The 13,806-nt window shown below is 46.5% G+C and carries 9 protein-coding genes; 6 read left to right on the top strand and 3 right to left on the bottom strand.

The window, feature by feature from the left end:
* Position 1: 1 nt before the first annotated feature.
* From BQ9893_RS15995 to BQ9893_RS15985, 3 genes are all read right to left on the bottom strand, one after another.
* On the bottom strand, positions 2 to 1,369 hold the full coding sequence (locus BQ9893_RS15995) for a sodium-dependent transporter (protein WP_075966864.1): 1,368 nt from the start codon (positions 1,367 to 1,369) through the stop codon (positions 2 to 4).
* Between the two features lie 14 nt (positions 1,370 to 1,383).
* Positions 1,384 to 2,064, bottom strand: a complete 681-nt coding sequence (locus BQ9893_RS15990; protein ID WP_075966863.1) for an ABC transporter ATP-binding protein — start codon at positions 2,062 to 2,064, stop codon at positions 1,384 to 1,386.
* A 63-nt stretch (positions 2,065 to 2,127) separates the two neighbouring features.
* Positions 2,128 to 2,853 carry a tRNA threonylcarbamoyladenosine dehydratase gene (locus BQ9893_RS15985; RefSeq protein WP_075966862.1) on the bottom strand — a complete coding sequence of 242 codons (726 nt, stop codon included), beginning with the start codon at positions 2,851 to 2,853 and terminating at the stop codon, positions 2,128 to 2,130.
* 87 nt (positions 2,854 to 2,940) lie between these two features.
* Here BQ9893_RS15985 and BQ9893_RS15980 point away from each other — a divergent pair, with 87 nt between their 5' ends.
* The 6 genes from BQ9893_RS15980 to purD all read left to right on the top strand — a co-directional run bounded on the left by BQ9893_RS15980 (position 2,941) and on the right by purD (position 13,781).
* Positions 2,941 to 4,914 carry a family 20 glycosylhydrolase gene (locus BQ9893_RS15980; protein WP_075966861.1) on the top strand — a complete coding sequence of 658 codons (1,974 nt, stop codon included), beginning with the start codon at positions 2,941 to 2,943 and terminating at the stop codon, positions 4,912 to 4,914.
* 2,180 nt (positions 4,915 to 7,094) lie between these two features.
* On the top strand, positions 7,095 to 7,583 hold the full coding sequence (locus BQ9893_RS15975) for a pyridoxamine 5'-phosphate oxidase family protein (protein ID WP_075966860.1): 489 nt from the start codon (positions 7,095 to 7,097) through the stop codon (positions 7,581 to 7,583).
* A gap of 51 nt (positions 7,584 to 7,634) precedes the next feature.
* A complete protein-coding gene (locus tag BQ9893_RS15970) occupies positions 7,635 to 8,534 on the top strand; it encodes a serine O-acetyltransferase (RefSeq protein WP_075966859.1) in 900 nt (299 codons plus the stop codon).
* 144 nt (positions 8,535 to 8,678) lie between these two features.
* Positions 8,679 to 10,199 carry a THUMP domain-containing class I SAM-dependent RNA methyltransferase gene (locus BQ9893_RS15965; RefSeq protein WP_075966858.1) on the top strand — a complete coding sequence of 507 codons (1,521 nt, stop codon included), beginning with the start codon at positions 8,679 to 8,681 and terminating at the stop codon, positions 10,197 to 10,199.
* Positions 10,183 to 12,384: a S9 family peptidase gene (locus BQ9893_RS15960; protein ID WP_075966857.1), complete on the top strand. Its 2,202-nt coding sequence runs from the start codon at positions 10,183 to 10,185 to the stop codon at positions 12,382 to 12,384. The genes BQ9893_RS15965 and BQ9893_RS15960 overlap by 17 nt, the downstream gene beginning before the upstream one ends.
* Positions 12,385 to 12,509: 125 nt before the next feature.
* Positions 12,510 to 13,781 carry a phosphoribosylamine--glycine ligase gene (gene purD / locus BQ9893_RS15955; RefSeq protein ID WP_075967405.1) on the top strand — a complete coding sequence of 424 codons (1,272 nt, stop codon included), beginning with the start codon at positions 12,510 to 12,512 and terminating at the stop codon, positions 13,779 to 13,781.
* The last annotated feature ends 25 nt before the right edge of the window (positions 13,782 to 13,806 follow it).

Raw genomic sequence — 13,806 nt, 5'->3', positions numbered from 1 at the left:
TTTAAAATAGTTTTTTCAGTAGGTCAAGTAGTCCGAGTTCATCCAGAAATACGATGCCGATAGCGATCGGGGAGACGTATTTCATGAAGAAGACATAAATGGAGAAGAGGCGGAACTTGATCGTTCCTTCGTTGGTCAATTCGGCTTTCAGAATCTTCTTGTCGACACGTGTCCCGACGAAAATACAGGTCATCATCCCCCCTAACGGCAGCATGATCTTGGCCGTCAAGTAATCCAACGCATCGAAAAAGACCAATCCGCCTATCGTGAATTCTTTCAATACCCCGAACGAGAGTGAACTGAGAATGCCTAAGAATAGAACACCGGCAGAGACAAACCAAGCTGCTTTCTTGCGTGTCATATGGAATTCTTCATGGATATAAGCGGTCACCACCTCATGCAAGGAAATGGTGGAGGTCAGTGCCGCCATCGCCAGCAGGATATAGAAGATAAGCGACCACAAGCTGCTGAACGGTAATTGTTCGAATACGTTCGGCAAGGTGATGAATACCAGTTGGGCGCCAGCCGACGGTGCGATTCCGAAACTGAAGACAGCCGGGAAGATCATGATCCCTGCCAGGATCGCCACAAAAGTATTGATGATCGTCACCTGCCAGGCCGTTGCCAACATATTGGTGTCTTTCCCGAAATAAGAAGAGTAGGTGATAAGGCATCCCATGCCGAGGCTCAGCGAAAAGAACGCTTGTCCGACGGCACTCAGCACGACAGATGAAGTCAGCTTGCTGAAATCCGGTTTGAACAGATACACCAGTCCCGCATCCGCATTCGGTAGCGTGACGGAGCGTATGCACATCACGACCAGGATCAAGAACAGGAGCGGCATCATGATCTTGGAAGCCCGTTCGATTCCTTTCTCCACACCTGAAGCAATCACGAAATGCGTCAGCCCGATAAACACCGCCGTCCAGAAGATCGGTCGGAGCGCATGGGAAGAGAAGTCGGCGAAGTCGGCGGTAAAATCCACTCCCGGTGTATTGTAGAGGCTGCCGTTCACCGTCTGCCAGACATATTCGAGTGTCCAGCCCGAAACGACCGCGTAAAAGCCCAAGATCAGGAAAGCGGCCAGGATGCCGTTGTATCCGATCCAGCACCATTTCGTTCTGGGGGCCATCTTCTTGAACGAACCGACCGTGTTGCTGCGGGAATGCCGGCCGATGAAGAATTCGGTCACCATCACCGGAACACCTAAGAATATCATGAAAAGAATATAAATAAGCAGGAATGCGGCGCCGCCGTTTGTCCCTAACATATAGGGGAAACGCCAGATACTTCCCAGTCCGACGGCGCACCCGACGGTAGCCAAGATAACTCCGATTTTGCTCCCGAATGTGACTCTGTTGTCTGCCATGTTTGAATTAAAAATTAAGAATTAGAAATAATTGCCTCAATTGTCGATTGAACCGTCCCGTCCTTGATATGGATCACGCGGTCCGTATCGGTCGCCAATTGCTCGTCGTGCGTGACGATCACGAATGTCTGGTGCATCTGGTCGCGCAGGTCGAAGAAAAGCTTGTGCAGCTCTTCCTTGTTCTTGGTGTCCAGGCTTCCCGACGGCTCGTCTGCGAGGATTACGGACGGGTTGTTGATGAGGGCACGGGCAACGGCTACGCGCTGTTTTTCTCCGCCCGACAGTTCGTTCGGTTTGTGGGACATCCGGTCGGCCAGATTCATGAAATCGAGAATCTCTTTCGCTCTTTTCTCTGCCGCAGCCGGCTTTTCACGGGCGATCAGGGCCGGGATCATCACGTTCTCCAAGGCCGTGAACTCCGGAAGAAGCTGATGGAACTGAAAAACGAAGCCAATGTTCCGGTTGCGGAAAGCGGCCAGTTTTTCTTCCGAAAGGCGGACGGTTTCGGTTCCGTTTATATACAGTTTGCCACTGTCCGGCGCATCGAGTGTCCCGATGATCTGGAGCAAGGTCGTTTTTCCTGCCCCGCTCGGACCGACAATCGCTACGATCTCGCCCTCGCCTATCGTCAGGTCGATCCCTTTCAATACTTGCAAGGAGCCGAAGCTTTTGGTTATTCCTTCTGTTTGTATCATATCAGTTGAAAGTTGAAAGTTGAAAGTTGAAAGTTGTATAAGGAAAAGAATAACTTCTCATTTTCAACTTTCAACTTTCAACTGGTTAATAACATATGAGGCCAAGTAGCATCCGAATATGGCAGGCATATAAGATACCGTGCCGGTTGTGGTACGTTTGCATTGCTCGCCCTCTACCTCTACGATGGCATTCGGATTGGCGATCTCCGTGGAGAAGACAACCGGAATACCTCTGTTTACCCCCAACCCGTGCAACCGCTTGCGTACGGCTCTTGCCAGACCACAGTTGCAGGTCTTCGAGATATCTGCTATTCTGACCAGTGACGGGTCCATCTTGGCACCGGCGCCCATTGAGGAAACAACGGGGATATTTTTCTTATAAGCGTGATACAAAAGAAATACTTTCGGGCTGAGGGAATCGATCGCATCGACAACAAAATCGTATCGGGTCGCCGAAAGTACCTCTTCCGTCCGTCCGTCGCGCAAGAATTCGTTCAGGACGTTTAGTTTCAGACGGGGGTTGATATCAGCCAAGCGACGGGCTACAACTTCGGCTTTCGGCATTCCCAACGTCGAATGTAATGCCGGCAGCTGGCGGTTGATATTGCTTTCATTCACCGTATCGGCGTCGACGATCGTCATCTGGCCGATTCCGGCCCGGCATATCTGTTCGGCAGCATAAGCACCCACACCTCCTAATCCTACAACCAACACATGGCTATGTGCCAGCCGCTCTATCCGGTCGGCGCCTAACAAAAGTTCCGTCCGTGTGTTCCAATTATAACTCATTATAATGATTTTAGGTGCAAAAGTAATAAATCAATCAGAAACGCTCGTTTTTTTATATATCTTTGTCACATTTTAATTCAAATACCTATGAAGATACAACTTTATTGGCTGCTTTCGGCCGCTTTATTGTTATTGCCTGGAAAGGCAGACGCCGCAAACAACAAGAAACCGTTTGTCATCCCTGAATTGCAGGAATGGAAAGGAAATCAGGGGATGTTCACTCCTACGGCAACATCCCGGATCGTGTATACTGGAAAAGACTCGTCCGTAGCCCGTGTCGCCAATCAGTTTGCCGATGACTATGCATTGATGTTCGGCCGTCGGATGATGGTCGTACAAGGCCGTGCGGCCGCCGGCGATTTCGTTTTGTCACTCTCGTCCGACAGCCGGTTGGGAGAGGAGGGCTACACGCTGAAGATCTCCGACCGTGTCACCGTCACCGCTCCTAAAAGCAAAGGGTTGTATTGGGCCACCCGCACGTTGTTGCAGTTGACCGAACAACAGAGTGACCAAGCTTTGCCGAAGGGGACGGCCCGCGATTATCCCGACTATGCGATCCGTGGCTTTATGATGGACTGCGGGCGTAAGTTTATCCCGATGAGCATGTTGCGTGATTATGTGAAGATGATGGCTTACTACAAGATGAATACATTCCAGATCCACCTGAACGATAATGCCTTTAAGCAGTATTACAATCACGACTGGAACAAGACCTATTCGGCTTTCCGCCTCGAATGCGAAACTTTCCCCGGACTGACTGCCCGTGACGGCTATTATACGAAAAAGGAGTTTATCGCCCTTCAGCAACTTGCCGACAGCCTGGGTGTCGAGATCATCCCCGAAATAGATGTCCCGGCCCATTCGCTTGCGCTTACACAATACAAGCCGGAGATCGGCAGCGAAGAGTATGGCATGGACCATCTCGACCTGTTCAAGCCTGAAACCTATGAATTCGTGGACGCTCTTTTCCGTGAATACCTGGAAGGGCGCAATCCTGTCTTTGCCGGCAAACGTGTCCATATCGGTACGGACGAATATTCCAATAAGAAACAAGATGTGGTGGAAAAATTCCGTGCTTTCACCGATCATTATATCCGTTTTGTGGAAGGCTTCGGCAAGCAGGCCTGTGTTTGGGGAGCATTGACGCATGCGAAGGGCGAAACTCCTGTCAAGTCAAAAAACGTGCTGATGAGTGCCTGGTATAACGGCTATGCCGATCCTAAAGAGATGATCAAGCAAGGTTATGACCTGATCAGTATCCCCGACGGTTACCTGTATATTGTTCCTGCAGCAGGCTATTATTATGATTACCTGAATACGGAAATGCTTTATAAGGAGTGGACACCCGCCCACATCGGAAAAGAGGTGTTTCCCGAAAAGCATAAGCAGATCAAAGGCGGTATGTTTGCTGTTTGGAACGACCATGCGGGCAACGGCATCAGTACGAAAGATATTCACTATCGTGTGTTCCCTGCCATGCAGACGTTAGCCGTCAAAATGTGGACAGGGAAGGATTGCGCCGTTCCGTATGAAGAATTCAACAGTGCGCGGATGGCGATCAGTGAAGCGCCGGGCGTAAACGTGGCCGGACGTATCGGTACGAAGCCGCGTGCCGTCTATAACCTCGAAACCTTAAAGCCGGGAATGGAAACGGGTTTGAAAGAGATCGGCTATCATTATACCGTTTCTTTCGATATCAAGGCGGAAGCGGAGGAAAAAGGAACCGAATTATTCCGTTCGCCTGACGCTGTCTTTTATTTGTCTGATCCTGCTTCCGGTAAACTGGGTTTTGTCCGGGACGGTTATCTGAATACCTTCAACTACCAGTTTTATCCCGAAGAGACTGCGTTGGTAACCATCACCGGAGATGAAAAATCCACGCGACTTTACATCGATGGTAAACTGAAAGAAGATTTGGATATCCAGAAACGCTATTTCAATAGCGGGAAAGACTCAATGCGATATGTCCGCACATTGGTCTTCCCATTGGAAAAAGCAGGGGATTTCAAGAGCTCAATCCGTAATGTGGAAGTACTGAACTATTGTAAGCCTGAAATGTAAACTTTACTTATTGTATAATATTGTTTCTTTAACAAAGAAACGCATCTTTTGTCAATTGTATTAAATCCAGGCTTTTCGCCTTAAAAAAAGGTCTTCTTGCCGTGAGGTGCACTGTTTTTTCCCACGAAGACGGTCTTCATTACCTTGACGACCGTCTTCATACATGATGGTCTCGGCATCTCACGGCAACGACGACCGTCTTCATCTCAACGACGACCGTCTTCATGGCCATAAAGGCCTGAATCCCTTTTCAAATATCCAAAGCCGCCACCAATCTTTTTTGTTACAGACAAATCTCAGGAGGTTAAGCTTTTTCAAAATGCAAGCGTTTATCCCTTTTCTATCTCTCTCAAAACAATATATTTTCATTTCCTGCCGGTCTCATATATCCGTTTATCGGCAAAACAGAAAAAACAACATCAAAATATCAAACTGAAATACTCTAATATTTTGATCAAAAGAGAAAAAACAGGAAATAGGGGTTATTGTTCAGAATTTATTACATCAAACCACTATTTGATTTATTATATTCCTAATTCCTTTTTTAGCCACACTTTCATTACCGGATCGGGAATGACAACTTGTCGTTTCTCGATCTCTATAAGTTCCTTTTTGACTAATGCTCTTTTCACATATGGAATATTATTATTACTAATAAAGTTATTATAGCCACATACTTTCTTTAACCTGTATGATTATTATAACCTGAAAAGAGGAACAGATGCGAGGGAACGAAACTACAGTTTGACAATATCCCCTCCCGAAATGGAGATATTGAGCAAACGTGTGATTATTAGTGATATATCAAAAACGAAGTTTCTTAAAAAATATTACCCTTGCGTGTAATTTGAATAATATGGGGTATAAAACTGAATTAGATGCGGTAGTAGTTTCGATTTGAACCAATCGATTTTTCATTGATTTTTACAATAAGGGGAATATATCCTGTGTATGTTTAAGTGAAAAATGCTTTTTTGGAATTATGTTGATTTTAGGAATGAATTTTTTTTATAGATTTGCATCTGTTGTTATGCTGGTATTATGTTGTTGCGGTATGTGGGGGTATAGGTGGCGTTTGTTACAAAAATTTGAAGGATGGACACGATTTGTGTAAAAACGTTGTTTATTCAAGTGGGGTTGTCGGATAATAGTTGGTAAGTCGTTTTTGTTTATCCATCTATAGCTGGGAGTATTGAAATTTTTTTGTTATTCTTAATAATTTATCTTATGAAAAAAGTCATTAGTGTCCCATTAAAATTCTAATAAAGCCTTGTATGATGCAGAAATACAAGAAATTACAGTGGAATTTCGGGAAAACGGATTTGAAATTGCAAACTCATTATGAGTATTCTGTAAGAATCATAACTTTCTCATTTTCAATGGTATTTTTTCTCGTAAAGCAGAGTTTTAACCTCACCCGATTTTAACGGGACACTAATGATATCGATCATAAAAAGCGGAAGCAATTGTTTTACCTTTTTTAGACAGGGAAGAGCCTTTTTATAGTGAATTCGGAGGTGTTGTTAGTCAATTTCCGAGAAATGTATTGATTAATGCAGAAGATGCAACAATACCTCCCTGCTTATACCATCCTGAAGATTTTTATTTTCAAGAGATTGATTTAGAACAACAACGTTCGATCGTTTCACCTCGTACTGCTGTTTTTATGCCAAATAATAATTGTACAACAGATTGTGTGTATTGTTATGCAGACCGATCATCAGGATATAAACAGATGGCGTTTGAACAAGTTAGTGCAATTATCCGGCAATGCAAAGACTTGAATATGGTAAGTTTCAGTTTGACGGGTGGTGATATTTTCCGATACCCGTATTGGAAGGATTATTGACTGCTATTGTGGAAAATGGCTTTAGCATTGGTCTGATTTCAACCAAAACACCGCTAAGTTTGGATGATGTGTTTCGGTTGAAGAAGCTGTTGGCGCATTATGCGGGGGAACCGTAGCGGTTAATGCTTTTTAATGATTTGTGGAATCATATTGATCAAAAATAAATTTTGGAATTTTCCGTATATCGGTTCAATCGAAAGGGGGTGGCAATGGAAGATTGGAACCCTCTTTTCTTTTATGCAAAAAAGATGCGGTAGATATATTCTGCGAGAGTAGTTTGAAAAAATAAAAACTTGTATGTTTGTAGGGACTAAAAAAGCAGAAATACGAAATGAAGACATTAGTGCATACCGACAAAGAATTGATTGAAGCTACCATTCGGAAGTGTGATATTTGTTATGTGGGGCTGGCCGATACGGATGGGACTCCTTATGTGTTGCCGATGAACTTTGGCTATCGCGATGGTGTTATATACCTGCATTCGGCACAGGAAGGACGGAGTATCTCCATTTTGGAACGGAATCCGCGCGTCTGCATCACGTTCAGTACGGATCATGCTCTTGTGTTCCAGCATCCGGAGGTCGCTTGTAGTTACCGGATGCGTGCCAAGAGTGTGATATGCTGGGGTAAGGTTCGCTTTGAAGAAGATTTTGACAAAAAGAAGGAAGCTCTGGATATCATTATGGAACAGTATTCGGATAAAAATTTCCGCTATTCCGATCCGGCTGTGAAGAATGTTAAAATATGGGTAGTGGGAATGGAAGAAGTGGCCTGCAAGGAATTCGGGGCACCGCATAAGAAATTGACAATTAACAATTGACAATTGACAATTTCTTTTTACTTTTGTTGCCAAATATGATATTGCTGAATAATGGGATTGCAAAAGCATAGCAAGATCTTAAATGATACGGTTGAGATGCTCTCGGACGAGGAATCTTACCAGCAACTGTTTCATGCTTACCGCGATGAGGAGGCACTACCCTCGGGTGAAGTGCTGAAAGAGATCATAGACTTGTGCCGGGCAATCCTTTTCCCCGGTTATTACGGGAATGCACGGATCAGCAAACAGACAATCCGTTTCCATACCGGCGTAAATGTTGGAACATTGCATACGCTACTTTCCAAGCAGATTTATGCAGGGCTTTGTTTTGCTGATACTACCTGTGTCTCCTGTCCCGAAGAAAAAATCCTTGCCGAGGCAGAGAAACTGTCGGAAGCTTTTATCCGGACGCTCCCTGAAATGCGCAGCTTGTTGGCGACGGATGCCGAAGCTGCTTTCAACGGTGATCCCGCTGCGCAGAACATCAACGAAGTTATTTTTTGCTATCCCGGTTTCCGGGCTGTCTGCAACTATCGCATTGCGCACCAGCTATATCGGTTGGGTGTCCCCTTTATTCCTCGCATGATTACAGAAATGGCTCATTCGGAGACAGGTATAGATATTCATCCGGGTGCGGAGATCGGCCATTATTTCTCGATCGACCATGGGACGGGAACCGTTATCGGTGAGACCAGTGTGATCGGGAACCATGTCCGTATCTTCCAGGGAGTCAGTCTGGCAGGAGAGAAACTGCCGCCCGATGAAAACGGAAATGCGATACGCGGTGTGCCGCGCCATCCTGTATTGGGCAACCATGTGACGGTCTATTCCAATGCCACGTTGCTGGGAAGGATCCATATCGGTGAAGGGGCCACGATCTGCGGCAACGTCTGGATCACGGAGGATGTTCCGGCAGGAGCGACCGTCAGTCAATTGACAATTGATAATTGACAATTGGCAGTTAAAAAGAGAGAGAGAATAATAATAAAACATTATAGTATTAATAAGCAGTGAGACAAACAAGAACAATATTTAATTGTCAATTATCAATTATCGATTGTCAATTGTTTTGTCCATTGTCAATTGTCAATTGAAATGAGCGAGACATTTGAAATGGTGGCCAAGACCCTTTACGGGTTGGAAGAAATACTGGCCGGCGAGTTATTATCTTTAGGCGCCAACGATATACAGATTGGCCGCCGGATGGTTTCCTTTACCGGAGATAAGGAAGTGCTTTACAAAGCCAACTTCTGTTGCCGTACGGCATTGCGTATCTTGAAGCCTATCTATCACTTTAAAGCCAAAGACGCTGATACTGTCTACAAAGAGGTTAAGAAGGTGAAATGGGAAAACTATATGTCCTTGGACAAGACATTTGCCATCGACTCTGTAATCTACTCTGAAGATTTCAATCACTCCAAGTTTGTTGCTTATCGTACGAAAGATGCGATCGTGGATTATTTCATGGAGAAGGAACAGAAACGCCCTTCTGTCCGTGTAAACAATCCGGATCTGTATATCAATATTCATATTTCACACAACGACTGTACGCTCTCTATCGACAGTTCAGGCGAGAGCTTGCATAAACGCGGTTACCGCGTGGACCAGACGGAGGCTCCGTTGAATGAAGTGCTGGCTGCCGGTATGATCTTGAAAACAGGCTGGAAAGGCGAATCGAATTTCGTCGATCCGATGTGTGGTTCCGGTACACTGCTGATCGAAGCGGCAATGATTGCTTTGAATATTGCGCCGGGCGTACATCGGAAGGAGTTTGCTTTCGAGAAATGGATCGACTTCGACCAGGAACTGTTCGATCGCATCTATAACGATGAGAGCCAGGAACGTGAGTTTACTTTCAAATGTTATGGTGCGGATATCAATCCGACGGCGATCGAGATTGCCGAGAAGAATATCCGCAGTGCCGGCCTGATGAAATATATCGAACTCAAGACTCAGCCGTTCCAGCAATGCACGGAGGCTCCGCAGCCGGGTATCATGGTGACCAATCCTCCTTATGGAGAACGCATTTCCAGCCGCGACCTGTTAGGACTGTACAACATGATCGGCGAACGTATTAAACATGTGTTTACCGGCTATAAGGTTTGGATTCTGAGTTATAAAGATGAATGTTTTGACAAGATCGGTCTGAAACCGAGTGAAAAGATGAAACTTATGAACGGATCGCTGGAATGCGAATACCGTTGCTATGACATATTCGAAGGAAAGAACAAAGACTACAAGAAAGCGTTGAACGAAGAAGGCGAAGCACATCCTTCCCGTCCGGAAAGACCTTCGTTCGAACGCAGGCCGGACCGCCCGTCGCGTCTGAATTTCCGTACCGACCGCTTGGATCGTCCCGACCGTCGTTTTGCCGCCGCACATGCTGAAGACGACAGTGAACGGGCTCCCTTTATCCCCGGCAAACGCTATTTCGGCGATGACCGCGCGGATGGACGTCCGGTTCGTAAGGATTTTGCCGGCAAACGTCCAGTCAAGAGGCACTTTAAGGATGATGAGGAGTTTGGCGGTAAGAAAAAGTTCGGAGAAAAGAAGTTCGGTGATCGTTCGTTTAAGAAACCATTTAAAAGGAGAGGGAAGGATGACTTTGAGGCTTAATGTTTTAGGTATATTCTGTGCTTTGGCATTTATAAATCCGTTGTCGATGATGGGACAAGACAGACAGTTCACTTTGCATGACCTGATCCCCGGGGGAAAGACGCAAAGTCATTTTGTGCCCCGCAATTTGAAGCAGTTGCAATGGTGTGGGGATACATATCTGTATGTCAAAGGGGACAGTATGATGAGTGGAGAATCGACAAAGACAGTGAAACTCGCCTTTACCCGCCGGCAGTTGAATGAAGCGCTTACGGCGGCCGGTGCGCAAACGGTTGGCAGCATGCCCTTCTTCTCCGTCCCTTACAAAGATCAGCCGGTACTGGCTTTTAATGCCAAGCAGCATCGGTTCCATTACAATTTTGCGGAAAACAGGATTGTAAACACGTATGACCTGAACGGCTCGTGGGAGAACTTCGACTTTTGTCCGGCCAACGGTTATTTGGCTTTTACGGAGGGTGACAACCTGAAAATCCTTTCGCCGGATAACGCTGTCAGCCTCGTGACGGACGAAACGGCCAAAGGAATTGTCTGCGGAAAGTCTGTTCATCAGAACGAGTTCGGTATCCATAAAGGGACTTTCTGGTCTCCGAACGGTTCGGCACTGGCTTTCTACCGGATGGATGAAAGCATGGTGACGGATTATCCGTTTGTCGATATTACCGCCCGCTGCGCGAAAGCCGAACCGCACAAATACCCGATGGCCGGGATGAAAAGCCATGAGGTGACAGTCGGAGTCTACAACTTGGCGACCGGAAAAACAGTCTGGTTGAAAACCGGATTGCCGAAGGAAAAGTATCTGACGAATATTGCTTGGAGTCCGGATGAGAAAAGCCTTTATATTGCAGAGTTGAACCGGGATCAGAACGAGATGCATCTGGTACGCTATTCTGCCTTGACGGGTGAGAAAGAGACAGATCTGTTTACCGAAAAGGACGAACATTATGTAGAGCCGCAACATCCGGTGCTTTTCCTGCCGAACAATCCGGACCAGTTTATCTGGCAGAGCCGGCGCGATGGTTATAATCATTTGTATTTGTATAATACGAAAGGAGAGTTGCTGAAGCAGTTGACGAAAGGTGAGTGGGAAGTCTTGAATGTCCTCGGTTTCGATGCCAAAGGAAAGGCGTTGTTCTTCTCTTCCACAAAACCGTCGGTGCTTAGCTCGTTCAGCTATGGTGATGCGCTGTATGTCGGAACGTCTCGTTTGGACCTGAAAAAGGGAACCTCTTACGAATTGGCTTTGGGAGGTTTGCAGGGAGTGCATGCTATGCAACTGAGCGCTTCCGGCAAATATCTGATCGATAGCTATTCCGCTCCTGATGTTCCACGTAAGATTTCGATTATCGACGGACAGAAAGGGGAAACCTTGCAGACGTTGCTGACGGCGAAAGATCCGTACGAAGGATATGCGATGCCGGAAATCGTTACCGGAAAGATCAAGGCGGCAGACGGTGTCACTAATTTGAATTTCCGTCTGGTAAAGCCGGTCAGTCTGGATGAAACGAAGAAATATCCGACGATCGTCTACGTGTATGGCGGCCCACACGCCCAATTGGTGACAGGCGGATGGAAAAACGGTGTCGGCGGTTGGGATATCTATATGGCTCAACGCGGATATGTGGTCTTTACGCTCGACAGCCGGGGATCGGCCAACCGGGGACAGGCTTTTGAAAATGTCATACATCGTAATTTGGGCGTGAACGAGATGGCGGATCAGGTAAAAGGTGTCGAATATTTGAAATCGCTTCCGTATGTCGATGTCGACCGTATCGGTGTGCACGGATGGAGCTACGGCGGTTTTATGACGACGAACCTGATGTGTTCTTATCCGGAACTGTTCAAAGTGGGGGTTGCCGGTGGTCCGGTGATCGACTGGAGCAACTACGAGATTATGTATGGCGAACGCTATATGGACCGTCCGCAGGACAACCCGGAAGGTTATAAGAATGCCAACCTGAAACTGAAAGCAGGTAACTTGAAAGGGCACTTGTTGTTGATCCACGGAGATATCGATCCTGTTGTTGTCTGGCAGCACAGTTTGGGATTCCTGAAAGCTTGCGTGGATGCGGATACGTATCCCGATTATTTCGTCTATCCCCGTCATCTGCATAACGTGATCGGCAAAGACCGTCCGCATCTGTATGAGAAGATAACGCGCTACTTTGACGACTACCTTAAGAATTGACAATTGAGAGAAAGTACAAAGAAGATAGAACAAAGAAAATAGTAACCATTAAAAAAAGGATGATTGGGAAAGGGCAATGGCAAGCAGTTGCCAATTGTCCATTTTCAATTGTCAATTATAAAAAAATGAACATTTTTTTACTTGGCTCAGGCGGCCGCGAACATGCAATAGCCTGGAAGATTGCTCAAAGCCCGAAAGTAGATCGGTTATTCATTGCTCCCGGTAATGCAGGAACCGCATTGGTGGGTACGAATGTAAATATCAAGGCGGACGATTTCCCTGCTATCAAGGAATTTGTGTTGGCAAACCATATCGATATGGTAGTGGTAGGTCCGGAAGATCCGCTGGTGAAAGGTGTGTATGACTATTTTAAGAACGATGCAGCTTTGACCGGTATTCCGGTGATAGGGCCTTCGAAAGAGGGAGCGCAACTGGAAGGCAGCAAGGACTTTGCGAAGGCGTTTATGATGCGGCACAACATTCCGACAGCCCGTTATAAGAGCATCTCTGCCGAAAATCTGGAAGAAGGATATGCATTCCTCGAAGAACTGCAGGCCCCTTATGTGTTGAAAGCCGATGGTTTGGCTGCCGGTAAAGGCGTGTTGATCCTCGACACGCTCGAAGAAGCGAAGAAGGAACTGGGCGATATGCTGGACGGTATGTTCGGTGATGCAAGCAAGACGGTCGTGATCGAAGAGTTTTTGGACGGTATCGAATGTTCCGTGTTTGTGGTAACGGATGGCGAAAGCTACAAGGTGCTTCCGGTGGCAAAAGACTACAAGCGTATCGGTGAAGGCAATACCGGTTTGAATACCGGCGGTATGGGGGCAGTCTCTCCGGTTCCTTTTGCTGACGAGGCATTTATGCAGAAGGTGGACGAACGTATTATCCGTCCGACGATCGAAGGGCTGAAAGCTGAGAATATCGACTATAAAGGTTTCGTTTTTCTCGGTCTGATCAATGTGAAGGGCGAACCGATGGTGATCGAATATAATTGCCGTATGGGTGACCCGGAAACGGAAGTTGTCATGTTGCGTATCCAGAGCGACCTGGTTGAATTGTTGGAAGGTGTGGCCGAAGGTAATTTGAGCAGCCGTACACTGGTACACGATCCACGTGCAGCCGTAACGGTTATGTTGGTAAGCGGCGGTTATCCCGAAGCGTATGAAAAAGGAAAGGTCATCAGTGGGCTGGATAAGGTACCCGCTGAAAACATTGTTTTCCATGCCGGGACAAAAGCCGGCGACGGACAGATCCTGACCAGTGGCGGCCGTGTCATCGCTGTCAGCTCTTATGGAGCCAATAAAGAAGAAGCCCTTGCCCGATCTTTTGCCGGAGCCAAGCTCATCGATTTCGAGAAGAAGTACTTCCGTAGTGATATCGGATTCGATTTATAAATTGTCATTATACAGGATGATTAAG

The organism is Parabacteroides massiliensis, from assembly GCF_900155425.1.
GTDB classification, from domain to species: domain Bacteria; phylum Bacteroidota; class Bacteroidia; order Bacteroidales; family Tannerellaceae; genus Parabacteroides; species Parabacteroides massiliensis.
The sequence above is the reverse complement of the archived record's forward strand: the minus strand, read 5'-3'. Positions and strand labels throughout refer to the sequence as shown.

Bases quoted from the DNA above. Each gene is read 5' to 3' on its own strand.
- BQ9893_RS15965 (WP_075966858.1), top strand. From the start codon at position 8,679: ATGAGCGAGACATTTGAAATGGTGGCCAAGACCCTTTACGGGTTGGAA.
- BQ9893_RS15960 (WP_075966857.1), top strand. From the start codon at position 10,183: ATGACTTTGAGGCTTAATGTTTTAGGTATATTCTGTGCTTTGGCATTT.
- BQ9893_RS15985 (WP_075966862.1), bottom strand. From the start codon at position 2,853: ATGAGTTATAATTGGAACACACGGACGGAACTTTTGTTAGGCGCCGAC.
- BQ9893_RS15970 (WP_075966859.1), top strand. From the start codon at position 7,635: ATGGGATTGCAAAAGCATAGCAAGATCTTAAATGATACGGTTGAGATG.
- BQ9893_RS15990 (WP_075966863.1), bottom strand. From the start codon at position 2,064: ATGATACAAACAGAAGGAATAACCAAAAGCTTCGGCTCCTTGCAAGTA.
- purD (WP_075967405.1), top strand. From the start codon at position 12,510: ATGAACATTTTTTTACTTGGCTCAGGCGGCCGCGAACATGCAATAGCC.
- BQ9893_RS15975 (WP_075966860.1), top strand. From the start codon at position 7,095: ATGAAGACATTAGTGCATACCGACAAAGAATTGATTGAAGCTACCATT.
- BQ9893_RS15980 (WP_075966861.1), top strand. From the start codon at position 2,941: ATGAAGATACAACTTTATTGGCTGCTTTCGGCCGCTTTATTGTTATTG.
- BQ9893_RS15995 (WP_075966864.1), bottom strand. From the start codon at position 1,369: ATGGCAGACAACAGAGTCACATTCGGGAGCAAAATCGGAGTTATCTTG.